We start from the raw sequence: 15,925 nt of genomic DNA, 5'->3' as shown, positions 1-15,925 counted from the left end.
AAAATTAATTGCCAACTGCTTTTGCAAAATCGGGCGCTTGAATATCACTTAAATCATCACCCCACCACCGCGTACGGCCTTGCTGCCGCTCTGCTTTACGCTGCAGTTTTTCGCGGTATCCTGGTGCAATAACATCTTGGATATTATCAAAGATCATGCGATTAGTTACTGCTTTCGTGTACCACAAGTTTTGTGCCGGTATTTTATTTTTCACTGCTTTGAATATTTCATTGCCCGAATTCGTTTCAGTACCATTTGCTAACTTTGTTGCATTACCAATACTGACTTTAAGCAGAGTATTTAAGTCGCTACCCAGTGGACCAATCATAAAGTCCGCTGCATCACGTCCACTGGTGTCGGTACCAGCGACAAGAATGTCCCCCAGAATCGGCAACCCACCGCCGGCAACAAATGCGCGCTTATAAAAATCACCTTCCGTCATATCTGCCGGATCATTACCATTCGCAAGCTCTTTAAGTTGTACTACTAATCCGCCAAGCAAGGTCGTCATACCCAACAAGGAACCTGCATACCAAGCCTTCGCTGCAAACGAATCTTGTGCCATTGCACGTGCACCATGACGCATCAGGAATGACATAGGAAACGATTTAAACTGCAGCATTGAGCGTGTAATCTCGCCCATAGCAGAACCACGCTTACCGACGTTCATCATTGAGCGTTCACGAAGTCCGGCTTCTAAAACTGCCATGCCCTGCTCATCCATGATGTGAGCCTGCAATCTTGTAGCCATTTCATCTTTAATTTTGGCCGGATCACCAAACTGAGTTAATTGGGAATCTGGTATTTCATAAATGGATCGAGCCGATAGAAGTTGATTGCCGCTTGCGTCCTCCACAGGCTTGGCTAACCGCCATACTTGCCAATCTTGTTCTGTGATGCTTGCTGACTTTAAAAGCTTACGATCAGATTCGTGTAAATCATTCCATGCCTTATCACGTGTTAGTCTGCCGTACTTATCCATCATCATTTTTGAAAATGCGATCTTGTTTGCAGCAGTCAAAGCATTTAGTCCAGACGCACGCATGACAGTTGTTGCAATGGCATTACTTGCTGTCGCCAGCTTTGCTGCTTTGCCGTGAACCGAAGTCAAGCCATCATCAGACCAGCGAGCTATAGATCCAAGCATTTCTTGCGTGGCCAGACCCAAACTATGCGCAAGCTCTCGATCTTCCTTATTCTTGGGGTTTAAGTTTTTAACCAACTCACCAAACACTTTACGATATGCGATACCGTGCACCGCCGCAGTTTTGGCCGTCATCGCTTGGTCTGTCACTGACGATAGCGTTGTGCCACCTAGCATCGATGCAACGTTCATAGATCGATAAGCAAGCCCAACATTTGCAAGCACTTCGCTTTCTGCACGATTAGCCCCCATGAACTCATCAAACATGGCCTGAGCACGATTTAATGTCTTATCAGTTTTCTTGGTCTCAATGCCTTGTTCTGCTTCTAGCTTTCGTGCTGAGTCCATCAAAATACGCATTGCATTTTTTGGATTACTTCCCAAGTTTTCTACAAGCGCAATATCTTTCGATAAGCCAGTGATATGCGCCTCGATTACATCGACAAACGGCATACCGCCAAATTCCGCTTGATAGTCCATCCAAGCATCAGCATCTTTAAAGTGCAGCACTCGACCCTCGCTATGTTTATTGGTGACTTTTGATGTGCCGCCGCCAGTATTTTGTCGACCTACTTCTAACTTATTTGCACCGTTTGTCACAATAGTTTGATAGGCATATTCGAGCAAATCTTTGATCTGCTGATCACTATAGAGCGAGCCATCTTCATTGACGTATTTCTCACGATTGATGCGCTCAAATGCAAAATCCACCCACTTATCACGCCCAGCTTCTAATAGCTTTTCCGATGAATGTGTTTGCGGCATACCAAAATCATCTAGTTTACCAACATCACCACCAGAACGATTGAATCGAACACGCATATCCTCAAAGACCACTGACATTTTTTCAGCAATCTTTTTCGCTGTAGCATCACCAGTATCTTGCTTAAATAATTCCCTAACCACCTTATTAACCATGTCTTTGTCTGTATATAGACCCATAGCGCCTTTAATATTGGTATACAGATCAACTAGAGCACCACGGTAAATTGATGCTATTGCATGCGCTTTTGAGTCAATAGACTGAATCCCAGACATATCACCATAGTTCGCCACCATGCGATCGACACGTTCACGTACTGGTAGCTTATGATTTTGATCTTTCAGTATCTCGAGGTTTCGATTTTGCGTCAGAATATCGTTAGCAAGGATCATATTCTTGCGTTTTACTTCTGCTAAAGCATTCATTCCAACGATTTTGGATGCTTCTAGTAAACGTTCATTCTCCGTCATCTGTTGCCATTTGGCTCGATCACCACGCGCTAGACTTTTCTTAGCTTCAATTATTTTAGCCTCAATATCTTGTGCCTCATTTACGCGAAGCTTGCGGCCAATTGCTTGTTCTACTGCATCAATACATTGCTGTTTCATTTACTTATGCTCCAAATTTTAGTGTGCAATTCGCTGCCGCTTCGGCCGCTATACCTTGTTCTTGAGCCTCTTTGGCTTCTGCTTCAAGCTCATCTAATCGTTGACGTAAAGTCATTGTGATTTCTTCGACATCGCCATTGGGGCTAACGCGACTTACAGAGATTTCTTGATCAGGGTTTTGCATAATTATTTCTAATGCCGCCTGCTCCTCTGGCGTTTCACCGAACAATGAGCCTTGGCGCGGATCGCCCATCGCTTCAATTTCATCAATCTTGGCTTGGATGTCATCACCAATAGCTTTCGCGCTACGCTTGTTTTGATCAAAGCTGCTGAGAAATTCTTTCGCACCAGGACTCAATCCATCATCGATGAGCTGACCTTGATCTAAATAATCACGAACAGTTTGACCATTCGCTTTTATGTCACTGAGTTTCTGCGCTGCTTGCGCTAGATCAGCTGCAATTGTGTTTTGGTGTCTACCGCCCTGCTTTACTAAAGCATTGAGCTGTGACAACTGAGGGGCTGCTCTAAGCATTGCGTTCAGAACATTTTTACTTTCATCGTCTAAATTTTCAGAAAGTCGCTTAACTAGATTTGAATCTTCATATGCATGTTGCGCAATAGCAGATTCGATACGGCGTTTGCCATCTTGAGATAAGCGACCGTCAGCAGTCATCACAGCTGCTTGTTCAGACTTTGGTAAATTACTTATAAAGCTGCGCACATAGTCCATTGAGCCGTCAATATTGATTGAGCCGTCATTGTTGATCTTAAGTAGCGACGAATCGGGTAAGCGATCTACGTCACTTCTCGCACGCTCTGAACTACTAAACTGTGCTACGTCTGACTCGTTGGCCAGCTTAGCAAACTGCACGCGATCTGTATCTGTTAAGCGATTCCGCACAAGTACAGGATTTTTAATACCAGATATATCCCAACCCTTTTCTCTAGCATATTGCTCAATGTAGCTTCGATACTCATCAGCCTTACCAGTTTCATATGCACGACGTAAAGCAAGCGTACGGCCATTACCAGATTCAACGACATTGTCAGGACCAAGAATCGGCGCACCATCCGAAAGCTTATATGACTCGCCTAGCAACTCAGGTTTGAGATCATTTGCCATGGCCTCGATTTGCTCACGTGAAGCTGCACGGGTACGATCGCGCGGCTGTAGTTCAGCTGGATAATTAGGATTTACACCGAAAGCAGCATCATTTGATGCAATTAGATCATCAAGTGATTTCACATCGTACGACATATCGTAGCTGCTGCCATCCATGCCATATGATGTTGATATGCCAGATCCATCGCCTCCATATTTTTTAGCTACATCATTCCAACGTTTTTGATATTTGGCTTTGACTTGGCCAACCGTCATATTTTGAAAGCCGTGGCTATTTGTGATTTCGGATGCAGTCTGTCTAGCACTTTTCTTTTTAGTATCACGACTCCAACGTGTGGCCACATCAATGAATTTTTCATTGTCACCAGCTTTTAAAAAGACAGGTCCACCACCTTCGCCAAAAAAGTGCATGAAGTAGACTTCTAGCCCCGACGGATCACGACCAAATTTGTTTTTAAAAATCTTTGCATTGTGCTGGTAGTAGTTTAAGCCGACATTGATTTGACTGTTCCCATCAGCACGATCGCCGCCGCCCATGGCTTTATGTGTACCATCTAGTGCCTGAAATAAACCTTTTGCCGATGACAGAATCTTGCCACTTTTTGTCTTCGGTTGAATGTTCGGATCAAAAGTTCCACCAGTTTCAAGATGTGAAATAATCACGGCATCAGCTGGATTAATGCCGCGTTTCTCGGCTTCGATAGCGATTCTTTTTGCCCAAGGCTTATTTGTATAGCTTGCGATCTTTGCTGCAGTCATTTTAGGCTTTGTCGCTTCGCCTTTTACTTCATGTGGCACGCTAACCGGCTTACCTGTTTTAATTTGCTCCCTTGCTGTATCGAGATTTTCATAATGCTTATTCATCTCGATGGGGTCTTTTGGTTTTACCGGTGCTGCAGCTTGATCCGCTTGCAACTCATTCACAACTAAAGCAGATTGAACCTGTGTATCACGCTGTTCTATTTGATCTACACTTAAACTTTCTCGCTCTTGATTAATTTCTTTATCAAGTCGAGCCGTTTGACCAGCCGCATAGCGCGCACCACCAAACATGAAGCTATTTAAAAGAACCTCAGTCGCTAATGATTCCGCTGTAATTTCATACTTCTTAGCTTGCTTGTCGTAGTCATTTGCTTTAAGTATTTCACCGCTTGCAGCTTGACCACCCACAGACAAACCTGTTGCACCACCCACAGACAAAGCCGCATCTTTAGCAATACCACCTGTACCTTTTAACCCCCAAGCGATCGGTAAGGCTGCAGATACGCCAGCAATACCAGCATCAACTGCAGCAACGCCTAATGCTGTGTCAGAATCAACACCTTTCCGTACCAAATCTTTATAGCTGTGATTTCCCTCTGATAGTCCAGTTACAGCTATAGCACCACCCATACCGCCAGCAGCAGAGCCCATAATTGCCCGTGTTGCAAAATCAGATATGCCATAGACTATCGAGCCACCAGTACCCGTATTCTCCTTATCCTCTAAAGCTTCCAAGCCCTCGAATAGCAAATTATTACGCTTAGCTTCCTGATTCTTTTTAAATTCTGCATATGGCTCAAGATATCCTTTCTCAAGCGTTATATCTCGATATGTATATACAAGGTGATCACCAAGTGCATCGAACGGCGTAGCTATCACATCAGCAACTTTTGCAAATCCCGACGCAGCACCCGTAAACGGCGCTTTAGCTATACCACTAAAAAATCCTGTTTCCTTAGTTTCTTTAGGGATTGTTTTTTGTGCTAAGGCATCAATAGACTTTTGTTCTTCACTTGTATAATCAGATAGCCAATTACTCATTATTTGGTTACTCCATCAGGCATATTGATGTAATAAAGCGGAGTACCACGTGCATCAAGTAAGCTATATCGAATTACACCACCGGGACCACGGTTAGACTCGCGATGGATTCTTAAATCTCGCACGCCACCGCTAGATATATTGTATTTTTTGACAATAGCGTCATAACGAGTTTCCATAATTGCTTCAAAGCGATCGTCATCCATCCCCCAAGGTTTTGAGACTTTCCACTTAGAGTTGCCAAATTTCATGTTTTGTTCATATACGCCGCCAGTTGATAATTCAGCAGCTTGCTTAATGCTCTTTTTGTCTAAGTCATCCTTATCTTTATGTTGATAATTCTTTTGCTGAGTAAGTGCTGCATAAATTGATTTAAAAGCATCAAACGTCATGTTTGCCGTTTCACCTGTTGCTGAATTTCCTACATATTTGCCAAACTCTTGCTGCAGTAACTCATCTTTAGGCATGATTAATTGTTTGTTCTTTAACGCCTGAGCACCAATAACGATAAGTGATGATACATCTCTACCATCATTTGATTTGAAGCCATTTTTTTTCGCAACACCAGCCATTACATATGATTGATTTCCTGCACCCAATTGCTTTAATGCTGCCCCCCAAATTTGGTCACCACCCTTTGAGTTCTTAGAGCTTTCGATCATTTGCCCAATAAAATTGAGCTTTCCATTTATATCTAGTGAATCAAAGCTTTGTATAGCTTGCGGTAAATCTTCTGTAGAAATCGGACTAATTTTTACATTGGCATCCTTATCTTTTAATGCGACTTGATAGCTACCAATTGTCGCAATGGTTTTAGCGGCATTTGCCGGGTCTACTTTAAGCGTTGCAGGGTTGAAGTCAGGAACATTTACACCAGCTTTTTTTAGCGCCTGCGTGGGATTTTCTTTCACCTCTTTTAAGTTTTCCGCATAGATGGATTCGTATGCCGAAAGTATTTTGTTTTCAGCGACTGGATCGTCTGACTTGCCGCGCTTAGCCTTGAAATTGTTAATCTCAGAAAGTTGTGCACTAGAGCTTTGTTTTGAAAAGCGTTGAAAGTCTTTTGATTGCTTTAGATAAAAATTAAAGTCGGCTTCGTACTGTGTGCCTTTTACAGCTGCAGCCGTGTTATTAATTAATTCATCACCAAGTTCAATACCGGTTAATACTGCAGTCTCAAAATTATTTAATACCTTGCCGGCCTCATTTAAGCGCTTGTTTTCTTCAATTTCTTGGCGTTGCTGTAAAGTGCTAATCTTGCTAGAAATCGAAGCACTATAGCGCTGTACTTCCTGCCCACTTAAATATTTTTTCTCATTAAGTGATTCTTGAACTTTACGTAAATTATCAATGCTACCTGATGAAAAGGCACTCTCTATCCCTGATTCAACCTCAAGTTTATCTTGATCTGTTTCATAGTTGATCATGTACTGCTGCTTTTGAGCTTCTGGGATATTTGATGCTAGAAGCTTTTCGCCTAGCCATTGCTTACCCTCTGATCTGTCCATGCGAGTTGCGATGTTGTACGCACGATCCGCAAGCACAGCTTCTTTTTGATCAGCTGCTTTAAGCTGCAGCGGTAGAAAATTACCGATCTGCTTATTAACATTTTGCTGCCATTGCATCCGGTATTCATTTTCTGCATGTCCGGGAAGAGTTGGCATGAGCCGCTGGTACCGTTCATCGGACCATGCTTTAAAATCTTCTGCAGCTTTCTTCGCATCAAGCGCACCATTGCCCACTTGCTGCCGTAATTCTGCAACTTTATCGCTAAAATCTGTTGATAACACCTCATCAACTTTAAGCTGACCGTCACGCTTATCCAGTGAGTTTAAATAGAGTTCAAGATTCTTGGCTTGAACATCTAGTTTCTCTTGCTCACGATCATTCTTTTCTTTGACTTGCTGTGCAACGCCTGAAACGTTTTGCAATGCACCGGCAAGCATTTGACCGCTTTGATCTTGCGGCAAGTTAATCCGTTCGGCTTGTGTACGGGTTTCGCCGAAGTTCCCCATAGGAATACGTGCCATTATTTCCACCCCTTGCCAGTGTTAGCGGACTTCTTACTACTTAGTGCTGTAGATGATGAATTAGCGCTTTTAAATGATGTGGCTGTTGATGCGACATTCAATGCACCTGACAATGCGCCCATGTTTGCATTGCGCTTATATACATTTGATTCAGCCATTAGTCGATTCGACGAGTTAACGCCAGTTTGTCTAGCGACCTCCATATCATATTGACCGTCGCGTTCTATCTGATCGTTGATCGTGATCGCCGTACCCTCATTTACATCTAGTCCGTTCTCTGCTGCCGCCGCACGTGCTGCTGACTGCACTTTTTCCTTTTGTCGTCGTATGCGTTCAGCCTCGACACGACCCTGCGCTTTCTGTGCATCTGCATCTGCTTCGGCTTGTTTGCTCGCTGTTTTGTTTGATGTGTATGATGAATATCCGGCAATCGCCGCCCCTGCTGCAGCCGCAACGGCTGCTACTGCTGCCCATGACATTATTCAAACTCCTTAACTTTCTGAGGAAGCGATGCAAGGAATTGATCTATCTCTGAATCAGGAACAATTACTTGCTGTTCTATTTTTTCTAGGTCCGTTTCTTCAGTTGGATGCACTGTGATCCAGCTACTATCTTCGTGAAAATAACCAATGCGTTTAGTACCGGGCATAGACTTCAAAACTACTGGCGCTTGCAAAAACTCAATGCCATTTTCTGTTGCTACAGTAATTGAGCCTTTTATTAAAATATTCATGTGCTCAGTACGATGCATTTTGCTAACGACTAAAGTGCCTGCCACAGCATCCATCTGACGCATATAAACACCCGGTGCGAAATGATTCACAACTGGCACATCGATCAATTCTGCATTGTCTTGTATCTGCTGCTGTACATCGCGCACAACATCGATATACGACTGTTGCTGGATATCCCCAAAGATTTGCTGCAGTAGTTCCGTGTTATCGGGTTTAATAATTTCGCTCATCGATCTAGCTCCATATCAAATAACTGACCAAACTCACGAAATCCAAAACGCTCATACAATCGCAAGCATCCCTTGGTCTGAATTCCTGTTGTGGTACCGCACTGAATGCGTGAGGCATTCATGCCATGGGACCACTCGATTAGTGCATCGATTAAGAGCAACGGCGCACGTGTAGCGCGGTATTTAGGTTTGACATAAAAGACTTGCTCAAATGCGATCAAATCATCGTTAAACCAGTCTTTCGTAGTTGCACATACAATCCCACCAACAATGTTCTTATGCAGCTCTACAACAAAAATAGCGCCACTCTCGACAATGCTTTTTAGATTGTTTTCTAGTGCACCAACAACCAAAGTACGTTTTCTGTAGTTTGGCGCTTCTTTGATAAAGTCCTGCGCCATTTCAATTAAGTGCGGTAAATCCGCAAGCCCTGCTGTACGTAATTTCATAACTAACGCTCGTTAATTTGAATTGTCATAGACATAGCTTGCATGTGAAACGGCAAAGGTTTGTTGTGTAATATAAGCAGTTCCATTTTGAATAAATCATCCCAATCACCACCCTCATACATATGTCTTCCGGTGAATGGTTTGGGTGGAGAGAATCCGCCGTTAAATGTATAGAGCTGCAAGACTTGATTGTTGAAAATAGGCTCTTGTGTCTTGTGAAAATAAAAGGCTATGGCCGTTAATTTGGCTTTGTTTGATAGTGATGTAGCTGGTGCTTCGCTTAGCTCTGGCGGAAATAAACCGACAATCATATTGATTGGTCTGCCGATATTCAGTGATGCAGACTCGGTGCCATAATCTTTTAGATTTATCTTGTTATCTTCAAGTGAGAAATCCACTGAGTAATGCACATCATCAAAGCGTTGATAGATCGCAATGTCATTTAAAAATGAAAACTCAGTGTTATCTATTGTTGACTGTCCAGCATCTAGCAGGACTTTACGTTCGCAGTCCGTGAATGCATTAAATGAGATTTCTTCAAGTGTTATTGTTGACCCACGATCAATGAGGAAATAACAGTAATCAGAACCAAGTTCACTTGGTAGAGCGCAAACACTTAAAAGCTTGCCACCGAAATCATGGCGCGCCCAAGCAATCACTTCTTGTTCGCGATTGAATGTAATGCTTGCTGCTTTACCATCACCAAGAACCAGCCAGCACAAGCTTTGTGGCTCTTGCTGGTATGTAATTTCTTTAATGCCTTTGTGATTCTCACCGATATGGCTGGATAAGATGCTGATCTCAGGTGAGACCAGGCCATCTACTTCATAACGATAAGATAATGCACGCAAACGCTGACCGCCGCGCTGCACGAACAGCAGCTCATTACCAACGCGGCAAGGTCGTGTGTTATACGCTCCGTACGCTGTGTGCTCGTCTATCTGTACTGACGTTGGTGTTAATACCCCATCCGAACCCACTAAGAACTCTGCACCGCTTGTCAGCGTGATTAGGCCTTTTTGTGGTGCTAAAAATGCAATCGAATCAGATTGATCAGAAGATGAAACAACACTAAATGCGTCTGCATCCTCAGTTGTTTCTAAGAAATTTGTAGGATTGCCGGTGCGACTAAACCAAAGCTTGTTTGGAAATTTTTTAGTGTTAGCAAAGACAAGACGTTGCTTAAAGTACGAGCAGCATTTCGGGTAACCAAGCGCATCATTGAATGCCGATGTTTTTAACACCCAAGACTTTGCAATAGCTTGTACGACTGCAGTTAATTCGACAACAACTTCAGCCATAACCTTTGATGGCTCTACATACTCAACGATACGTGCATAGCCGCCATTGATCTGTACAATCGCGCCAACATGCTCCGGCTTGAATACATTGGCTTCCTCGTTTGTTGTGATAGCCCAGTCTTCTAAGTTTTCCGCCTTAGGCTCTACATTTTTATTATCGCGTAATGCTTTCCAGATCGCATTCGCGTAAACAACACGATCATCTTGAAAGTATGTTGTGGCTGCATTCCAATCAGGATAGTTAGATGCGATCAGAGAAATCTTTTCGCCGACATCCTTGCCCGATGGCGTCAATGCCACGTTTGGCGTTGAGACAACTTCATCGGTCGGCGGCACATCAAATTCCATCGCTTTGAATTGCCAGTTAGTAAAATCTTCTGAACACTCAAGAATGCTTACTTTGTACTCTTGATGCGTGAAGTACATTACATAACGCGAATGAACGTATTGCAGATCTGGAATAGCAGCAGCTTCGTACGATGTATTTAATGTGAATAATTGCTTATCGCTTTTCGGATCATAAACAATGATCTGTTTGGGTTTTAAGATGATTAAATACGCATTCTTGGTCGTTGAAACGAACGGAATTAAGCGAATTGCATCAGTAAATTGGCTGCGGTAAAACGTACCCGGTCTTTTCTTTACGCCTCCTTCAACAAGGGGAATTGCATTAAAAATCTGATTGGCACCATGGGCATACTGTGCAACATCGGTGCGAGTACTGAGCAACGGCGATAACTCACCGCTGCTGAAATTATTTTTTATAATCGAAATCTTAGCCATTAGTAGCGCACCCCAATCAGCTCAGATTGAAAATCGTCACTAAAGTTTTGGCTAGGCCGCTCTTGTCCGTTGATTGCGCGTGCTTGCTTCAACATCATTTGCACACGTTGCCAAGCGCTATCACCCTCAGCGTTGCTACCTGTTATCGCTTTGGCCAGCTTCGACGCAAGATAATCGATCATGCATTGGCGAAATAATGAATCCCAAGTCTGCTCGTTGTCGTTGTCATAAACATAGATCAGATTAATCAGATTTGTATTTGCCAGAATATGCCGATTCTCAATTTCAAATTCTTTGGTGCCAGCACTTACAAGACGCTCAAAGTCCGACGGCAATGCAAAAGCATGCGCGTAACCAAAGCTTGGATGTGTGACCACTGGTGATAGCTGTACACGCTTCTTAGCGCAGGACCACGGATGCATACGCAATAATGTGCGCCGTGTTGAATCGTAAAGAACTGCACAGCGCCGTGCATTTTCAGACTGATCGTCGAATGACAAAATAGACTTAGCACCGATCAAGTTCAGCGCTTCATTACATACTGATATTCTTGTTGCAATCATAATAAAAAACCTCGCTCATTTTCTTAAGCATGAGCGAGGTTTAGTTTCGATTTGTTGGGTGTTAGCGAGACTGCATTGGTGTATAGCCATCATCTGCTAGACATACAGATTCAACAACATCAAGATTAATTTGCTTAATAGTTTCTAGTAACTTCTCTCGCGCCTCATCGTAGATAGCACCATCGCCACCATGATCAATCATTACTTTAGATAAAAATTCACCTTTCTTAATTTGATATTCAAGCGGCAATTTATTACTTAAGAGTCGATCAGTATCAGCAGCTTTAGATTGCAATGCTTTAATATCAATGCCAACACATTTCTTACATTCACTATTCTTTCGCTGTTCATCCAATGCAATAGCATCTGCTCGGTTCATTTTAAAAATCCTTATATCTACGTTTGTTCGGTATGAAAAGCCCCACGCGAACGCAGGGCTATATGGATTATTGAGTTTTATAGTCGATCGCCACGACTTTCATTTCATTGGCACGGCCAGCACCGAATGAATGAACGCCCCCTACTTGCTTGATGTTTTTCTTGTCTGGACGAGTTGAAATATCAAAGCTAGTGATATCGGCATCACCGAAATGCACGGCTGTATTTGTGTACATCGCAATACGCTTCGTACCTTCTGCAGCACCTTTTTTGACTTTTTCGTACGGAATCCAGTTGAGGCCTAACCACTTGCCACTCACAGCACCTTCTTGCAACATTTTCACAGCCATGAAGTCCGCACTGGTTAATGTTGTGTCGCTCAAAATCATTTCGAGCATGTCAGATGTGTAAGTCACATTGATTGTTTCGCCGTTGTGTTCATCCACTTCGTTTGCACGGAAGATTGATTTTGCTTTAATCAATTGCTGTTTGAGCGATCCAAACGTAGATGTAACGATCTGAGAGGCTGGCAACTGCACAGTAGTCACTTCATCGGAGCCATCATCTTTGACAGTTTTGCGAGTGATACCACCGATTAATGCATTGTAAATAATCGCATCGATCTGACGATTACGAGCACTGAGTAAGTTCTTCATGTACTTATCAGTTGGAACTGCTTTCAACTTCGGCAAATCACGCGGTTCAATCGGGATAAATAAATCGTAGTCAGCCATTAGCGCCGTACGTACGCCAGTGTCTGGGATTGTCCATTCAGTATCGCCAAAGCGCTCACCCGACGGCTTCATTTCAACTTGACCCATGTCATTGATCGTGAATGATGCGCCTTCGATTTTTCCGCGATTATGAACTGTGCTTAAGAGTCGTGACTCATTCTGCATTGCTGCAACTTCGTACGAGTCATGAAACTGCTGTACAAACGCTGCAGTAATACGGTTTTGATTAACTGTCGGCATTAATTAGCCTCCTTGTATTGTTTGTTGTAGCTCTGTTGGACTTGAGCATAGACACGTGCATGGTCTGGATGCTTTTCATTCCAGTAGGCTTCTGATTTCATTAATTCTGAGACACTTTGTGCTGCGGTTTGCTGTGTGTTTTGAGGGGGGGTGTCTTCACTGAGTTGCTGGCCAAAGTAAGCAGCCATCTTTAAAACAAGCGGATTGTTACCAAACTCAGGACTATTCACTTCTTCGGCAGTTAGTACGCCGTTCTGAATAGCGTTATCAGCTGCAGCACGTGCAAAGCCAAAGTTCTGATCGGTATCAGCACCCCACACATCAGACATATGCTTGACACATGCTTCATTTTCTAAAGCGGCATTGGCTTGCATAAGTTCAGGAATTAACTGGTTGTATTCACTTAGGAGGAAATTAAGCCCCTTATTGTCCATACCAGCAGCACGTGCGCGCTCTAAGAACTCTTTGTTTTCATCAATAGACTTGAACTCGTCAAAATCAAACCCATCGACATTGACTTCGTAGCCGTCAATCGAATCAGGTGCTGTGCCCACTGGTTGCGGCTCGGCTGGCTCTTGTGGTTCATTCGGTGTTGGTTCACCACCAAGCAATGACTGTGGGTTGTTTTCTTCAACTGGTGTATTAAGTTCTTCACTCATCGTTTAATTCCTCTGTTTTGTAATTTGGATCATTCGCTTGATTGATCTTCGTTAAGATTAAATTCACTACAGATGCTTGCCCTGCGCGATAGCAAGACTCGCGCTCAGCATCTTGGCCACCGCGTACATAAGTTGACTTGCAGAAACGGGCAACTAAATCCTCAAGGACTTTTTGCCCGTTGGCATCGAAATCGAAAGCTAGGCGGTAATGCTCAGGTGTTGCTTGGCTGAACTGTTTACGCTTTACAAAGTTGCCCGTTTCTAAAACTTCCTCTTGTTCGCTCACTGCATCACCTTGCTACCCATTTGCTGTGCCATCTGCCCCTCAAGACCTTTAGCCATAGCTTGGCCAGCCATCTGTTGCATCTGTTGTTGTTGCTGTTCTTCCTGTTGTCGCTGTTGCGCTTCTGCTCGTTCTTTGCGTAGCTCTTGAACCTCGTTAGCACTACGCAGAATAGACGCAGGAACGCCGCGACCTTTGCCTGTGACCTGTGCCACAGCATCAAAGTTGACGTTATCTAAAACGGTTTGATCGATCTGCGCCGCACCAGCGATGCTTTCAATAAATTGCTCAGTTGCAATCACTTCATCAATACGCTGAGCACGCGCCATCGGTGACATAAACTTGAATGAAAGATTGCGACCTTGTAGCTCCTCTGGTGGAGCACCAAGAACACCAGAACGAAAGGCTAAGCCGAAGCATCGATCAAGAATAGGGATTAAATATTCAGCTTGGAAACGGCCATAGACTGGCCCCAATTGCTGTCGAATAATCTCAATCCGTGTATTGATCTCTGTTGCTGTCATTTGCTGCGTACCAATTGGCGGCAATTGATCAGCCATAAGCTTTTTGCGAATGCTACCCTGTAGCCCAGTTAACAGATATTCGGCTACTTGGAATGTAGTTCCATCGTCTAGGCGTTTCATTGAATCAACTGAATTTGCCACAATGACTTTGCGTGGACCAATTGAAACTGTATGCGGATTCAATACGCCGTCATCTTCTGCGATCCACATGCCACCCAGCGACAAATCAGCCGATTCAAGCGTACGACGCATCAATCGATTAGCCGACTTAGCATCAGGCAAAGCCATACTCATTTGACCATTGCCATACAAGCTATTTGGAATACGGCGCATGCGTGGTACCGCACAAGGGAACTCGTGATAACCACTCTCTTTGACTGTGTGCTTGTTTTGAATATCGATGTGATATGAAGCAAATGGCATATCTTTATTGATCTGGCCAGCACCTTTCGATTTACGCGGACAAATCACATGCAGCAAGCTAATCGCATCATTTGGGCTTTTCTCAGCACGATTCACGATAGATGGATGACAGTTATTTGCGCCATAGGTGTTTACCATGGCTTCCGCTGTCATCGTATGTTCTCGATAAATCGTATCGATCAAGCCGTCTGAACGAGTGGAGCCGATAAAACAACTACCAGGTGCCCACGACTCAAACACATAGCCGCCGCCTGCCTCGCGATCGATGTCGATATACAGCACACCCCATCCGGCCACGGTTACATCTGTGACGGTTTCAGGTGCTTCACTATCGAAATTGGCAGCATGAATATTGCGCCACATAAAATTACATACGTCTTCAAGCCAACGCTCACCGTCGGTCATATCTGTAGAGTCCAATCCGTCGGGAACAGCTTTAAACCATAGTGCATTGGCTGGCGTCACTCCCGACATAATCGACGCTACAAGCAATTGCACAGCTTCTGACGCTGTAGAATCAAACAGATCAGCACGCTGTGTTTCTCGCTCTTTACCGCTAAACGTTGGTCCACCGCTAAAAACTTGCTGGCGTTCCGGTGCGCCGTATTGATAGCACTCACGCCAGTGATTTTCATGCTGAGCACGCAATGATTTGAGCTGACTTAGACGACTGCATAACTGATCTGTATTCATCTATCCACCGCCTAATGTTGTCTTTTTCTGCGTTTGGTCTGCACTGGCCAAAACAGAGTTACTGCGTGTCCGATTGCGAAGTGCAGCTTTAGCATTGGATTTAATCGCTGCTTCCTCTGCAGCTTTCTTTGCATCACCCTCCGGGTCTTGCTTAACGATCTTTGGTTTACCACCCATTACACGATCTCCTGCGTCCAACCATTGGGACCTAATACAGTGCGATAGCGCACCGGCTCAGGCGCTTCTGTTTTGTTTGCCTGCGTCAGTTTGCGTTTGAGTGCTGCATTCTCTTTTGTGAGTTCTGCAATACGTGCAAGCAGCTCCGATTGATCATGTTGCTGATCCTGCGGCTGCTGTTCCGGTTGCTCTTGTTCTTGCAGCTCCGATTGATCAGGCTCAGGTGCGCCCGGTGTTTGAACTTTACGTGTAGCCATAAAAAAAGCCCCATCAGTTGTGA

The 15,925-nt window shown here is 44.0% G+C and carries 15 protein-coding genes; all 15 read right to left on the bottom strand.

Annotation, left to right across the window (positions count from 1 at the left end):
• Positions 1 to 4: 4 nt before the first annotated feature.
• Complete coding sequence (locus BFG52_RS03885) at positions 5 to 2,515, bottom strand: hypothetical protein (protein ID WP_067552874.1); 2,511 nt, start codon at positions 2,513 to 2,515, stop codon at positions 5 to 7.
• A 4-nt stretch (positions 2,516 to 2,519) separates the two neighbouring features.
• Complete coding sequence (locus BFG52_RS03880) at positions 2,520 to 5,444, bottom strand: transglycosylase (RefSeq protein ID WP_067552871.1); 2,925 nt, start codon at positions 5,442 to 5,444, stop codon at positions 2,520 to 2,522.
• Entirely contained in the window at positions 5,444 to 7,474 is a 2,031-nt protein-coding gene (locus tag BFG52_RS03875; protein ID WP_067552869.1) for a hypothetical protein, read from the bottom strand. The genes BFG52_RS03880 and BFG52_RS03875 overlap by 1 nt, the downstream gene beginning before the upstream one ends.
• Complete coding sequence (locus BFG52_RS03870) at positions 7,474 to 7,953, bottom strand: hypothetical protein (RefSeq protein WP_067552867.1); 480 nt, start codon at positions 7,951 to 7,953, stop codon at positions 7,474 to 7,476. Before BFG52_RS03870 ends, BFG52_RS03875 begins: the two co-directional genes overlap by 1 nt.
• Positions 7,953 to 8,438 carry a hypothetical protein gene (locus tag BFG52_RS03865; protein ID WP_067552865.1) on the bottom strand — a complete coding sequence of 162 codons (486 nt, stop codon included), beginning with the start codon at positions 8,436 to 8,438 and terminating at the stop codon, positions 7,953 to 7,955. The genes BFG52_RS03870 and BFG52_RS03865 overlap by 1 nt, the downstream gene beginning before the upstream one ends.
• Positions 8,435 to 8,887, bottom strand: a complete 453-nt coding sequence (locus tag BFG52_RS03860; protein WP_067552863.1) for a GNAT family N-acetyltransferase — start codon at positions 8,885 to 8,887, stop codon at positions 8,435 to 8,437. The genes BFG52_RS03865 and BFG52_RS03860 overlap by 4 nt, the downstream gene beginning before the upstream one ends.
• 2 nt (positions 8,888 to 8,889) lie before the next feature.
• Positions 8,890 to 10,971 (bottom strand): phage nozzle protein, encoded by a 2,082-nt coding sequence (locus BFG52_RS03855; RefSeq protein WP_067552862.1) that lies wholly within the window; start codon positions 10,969 to 10,971, stop codon positions 8,890 to 8,892.
• The gene (locus tag BFG52_RS03850) at positions 10,971 to 11,534 is read right to left on the bottom strand and encodes a hypothetical protein (protein WP_067552860.1); all 564 of its coding nucleotides are present in this window, start codon (positions 11,532 to 11,534) and stop codon (positions 10,971 to 10,973) included. The genes BFG52_RS03855 and BFG52_RS03850 overlap by 1 nt, the downstream gene beginning before the upstream one ends.
• A gap of 61 nt (positions 11,535 to 11,595) precedes the next feature.
• Positions 11,596 to 11,913 carry a hypothetical protein gene (locus BFG52_RS03845; protein ID WP_067552858.1) on the bottom strand — a complete coding sequence of 106 codons (318 nt, stop codon included), beginning with the start codon at positions 11,911 to 11,913 and terminating at the stop codon, positions 11,596 to 11,598.
• Positions 11,914 to 11,980: 67 nt separating this feature from the next.
• Positions 11,981 to 12,886 (bottom strand): phage capsid protein, encoded by a 906-nt coding sequence (locus tag BFG52_RS03840; protein WP_067552856.1) that lies wholly within the window; start codon positions 12,884 to 12,886, stop codon positions 11,981 to 11,983.
• A complete protein-coding gene (locus BFG52_RS03835) occupies positions 12,886 to 13,545 on the bottom strand; it encodes a hypothetical protein (protein ID WP_067552854.1) in 660 nt (219 codons plus the stop codon). The genes BFG52_RS03840 and BFG52_RS03835 overlap by 1 nt, the downstream gene beginning before the upstream one ends.
• On the bottom strand, positions 13,538 to 13,831 hold the full coding sequence (locus BFG52_RS03830; RefSeq protein WP_067552852.1) for a Bbp19 family protein: 294 nt from the start codon (positions 13,829 to 13,831) through the stop codon (positions 13,538 to 13,540). The genes BFG52_RS03835 and BFG52_RS03830 overlap by 8 nt, the downstream gene beginning before the upstream one ends.
• Positions 13,828 to 15,468 (bottom strand): portal protein, encoded by a 1,641-nt coding sequence (locus BFG52_RS03825; protein WP_067552850.1) that lies wholly within the window; start codon positions 15,466 to 15,468, stop codon positions 13,828 to 13,830. The genes BFG52_RS03830 and BFG52_RS03825 overlap by 4 nt, the downstream gene beginning before the upstream one ends.
• Positions 15,469 to 15,645 carry a hypothetical protein gene (locus BFG52_RS17145; protein WP_169817559.1) on the bottom strand — a complete coding sequence of 59 codons (177 nt, stop codon included), beginning with the start codon at positions 15,643 to 15,645 and terminating at the stop codon, positions 15,469 to 15,471.
• The gene (locus tag BFG52_RS03820) at positions 15,645 to 15,902 is read right to left on the bottom strand and encodes a hypothetical protein (RefSeq protein WP_067552848.1); all 258 of its coding nucleotides are present in this window, start codon (positions 15,900 to 15,902) and stop codon (positions 15,645 to 15,647) included. Before BFG52_RS03820 ends, BFG52_RS17145 begins: the two co-directional genes overlap by 1 nt.
• Between the last annotated feature and the right edge of the window lie 23 nt (positions 15,903 to 15,925).

Origin of the sequence: Acinetobacter larvae (genome assembly GCF_001704115.1) — a bacterium.
GTDB classification, from domain to species: Bacteria; Pseudomonadota; Gammaproteobacteria; order Pseudomonadales; family Moraxellaceae; genus Acinetobacter; species Acinetobacter larvae.
This window is presented reverse-complemented; position numbering and strand designations above follow the sequence as displayed.